Origin of the sequence: Streptomyces similanensis (genome assembly GCF_039543625.1) — a bacterium.
In the GTDB taxonomy this organism is placed as follows: Bacteria; Actinomycetota; Actinomycetes; order Streptomycetales; family Streptomycetaceae; genus Streptomyces; species Streptomyces similanensis.
The window spans coordinates 1-2,469 of the sequence record NZ_BAABKC010000040.1 but is presented as its reverse complement, the minus strand read 5'-3'; the positions used below and the strand labels follow the sequence as shown (position 1 = coordinate 2,469).

General features: G+C 78.0%; 1 protein-coding gene and 1 pseudogene. Both read left to right on the top strand.

Annotated features, from left to right (window positions below; all coding sequences use genetic code 11):
* Positions 1 to 972: pseudogene (locus ABEB07_RS13580) on the top strand (serine/threonine protein kinase); the annotation flags it as partial.
* A gap of 178 nt (positions 973 to 1,150) precedes the next feature.
* A partial coding sequence (locus ABEB07_RS13575) for a protein kinase (protein ID WP_345668555.1) occupies positions 1,151 to 2,469 on the top strand: 1,319 nt, incomplete at its 3' end.

The window sequence follows — 2,469 nt, the reverse complement described above, 5'->3', positions numbered from 1 at the left end:
AGCGCGGCCGGCTCCGCCCCGGCGACCCCCGCCGGCAGCGCCCCGGCCGCGGGCGCGAGCGGCGGGAACGGCTCCCCGAACGGCAAGGGCGGCGGTGCGCGGAGCGGCCGCGGCGGCTCCGGCTGGCCCGTGGTGCCGCCGCCGGACCTGGACCTGACGCCCCGGCCGGCGCCCAGGGCGCCGCTCACCGACGTGGTGCCCCGGCGGACGCTGGTGATCATCGCGGTGCTGGTGGCGCTCGCCGTGCTCGGCGTCGTCCTCGGCATCGCCCTCAGCAACGGCGGCGACGCCAAGGGCGGCAAGAGCGGCGCGGCCGGCACCTCGGCCGGGGCGAGCGCGAGCGGCACCGCCAAGGGCGGCTCGGGCGGCGCCAAGAGCACGGACGGCAAGCAGACCGACTCCGGGAAGGGCACGGCCGGGACGGCCGGTTCGAACGGCGCGGCCGACGCGACGGACCCCAGCGCCGACAGCGGCACGGGCGACGACGCCTCCGCCTCCGGCTCCGGCTCCGGCAAGGACTCCGGCGCGGCCGGCGACGACGGCGCGGTGACGACGTACAAGAGCCCGCGCGGCTACTCCATCGGGCTGCCCGAGGGCTGGAAGTTCGCCTACGTCGCCGACGCGGGGGACCGGTTCACCGGCCCGGACGGGCAGAAGCTCCTGGTCGCCTGGACCTCCACGCCCAAGAGCGACCCGGTGGCCGACTGGAAGCGGCAGGAGTCCGGCATGAAGCGCACCGGTTACGACCGCATCCGGATCGAGAAGGTGGGCTACCGCGGCTGGAACGCGGCCGACTGGGAGTTCACCTACACCGACGGCGGCACCAAGTACCGCACGGTGGACCGCGGATTCGTCACCGACCCCCACCACGGCTACGCCCTGATGTACACGGCCAAGGCCGACGACTGGGGCGACGACCTGCGCCGGGACGCCTGGCAGACGCTGACGAAGACCTTCCAGCCCGCCAAGTGAGGCGACCGGGGCCGCCTCCCCACGGGCCCCGGCGCACGCTTTTCACGGCGACGAGATCCGGCATCCTCTCTTTGCGAGTTGCCTCCGGCACGTATCGTGAGTGGTTGCGGTCCGTAAGCAGCGGGAACGGGCCGTACAGCGAACGGAATTGACCGACCGTGCGGCCGGGGGAGGCAACGTGGACGACTATGCGGGCCGGGTTCTCGCCGACCGCTACCGCCTGCCGCTGCCCCCGTCCGACGAGTACGAGCTCACCGAGACCCGGGCCTTCGACACCTACAGCGGTCAGGAAGTCCTGCTGCGGCAGGTGCCGTTGCCCGAGGTGGTCGAGGCGGAGGTGCTCGACGCGGACGGGCTGCCCGACGGCTTCGCCCCCCGGGACGGCGCGATCCGGCGCTCGCCGGGGCGCTCCGGCCACCCGACGCGCGGCACGGGTCCGGCCGCCGCCGCGCGCGGGACCGGTTCCGCCACCCGGCGGCCCGCCGACCCGGCGGTGCGGCGGGCGGTGGAGGCGGCCCAGGCCGCGGCCCGCATCCCCGACCACCCCCGGCTCGACCAGGTCTTCGACGTGTTCGCCGAGGGCGGCTCGCTGTGGATCGCCAGCGAGCTGGTGGCCGCGCGGCCGCTGGCGGCCCTGCTGGCGGAGCAGCCGCTGACGCCGTACCGGGCGGCCGAGGTCGCCTCCGACATACTCATGGCGCTGCGCGTGCTGCACGGCCACGGCTGGGTGCACCGCAACATCACCGCCCGCACGGTCCTCGTCTGCGACGACGGCCGGGTGATGCTGACCGGCCTCGCCGTCGGCGCGGCGGAGGAGGCCCTGTGCGGCTACGACCCGGTACCGCCCCAGGACGACGAGACGGGCGACGGGACCGGCACGGCCGACGGCAGGGGCGCGGCCGGTGAGCTGCCGGTCGCCGGGCCGGGCCCGGGCCACGGAAGGCAACCGGACGGCTACGGCACCCGGTCCGGCGCCGGGTACGGGGACGGGCCGGAGCGCGGTTCCGGAGCATCCGGGATGGGCTACGGGGACGGCTCGGGGCGTGGTTCCGGAGGACCCGGGGCCGGCTACGGAGCCGGGCCGGGACGCGGTTCCGGAGGACCCGGGGCCGGTGGGCGCGGCGAGCCCGGACCGTACGGAGGCGGCGGCGCCCGTGGGCCCGGCGGGCAAGGGCCGTACGGCGGCGCCGGTGGGCCGGCACGGCACGGCGGACCGGGGCACGGGGCGGACGCGGGGTTCACCGGCGTCGGCGACGCGGGCGGCGCGGGCCGTCCCGGCGGGGGCCGCGGAAGCGCGCCGGACCCGGCCGGCGGTGCGCCGCGCCCCGAGGGATACCCCGGCCCCGGACCGTACGGGGCCGAGGGCCACGGCGGCGGCGCTAGCGGCGCCCCGGGCGACACCGGAGGCGCGGGCGGCACCGGGGGCGCGGGCGGCGCGCGTGGCGCCGGTGGCGCGGCAGGATCCGGTGACGCCGCAGGCGCCGGCGGTCCCGCCGG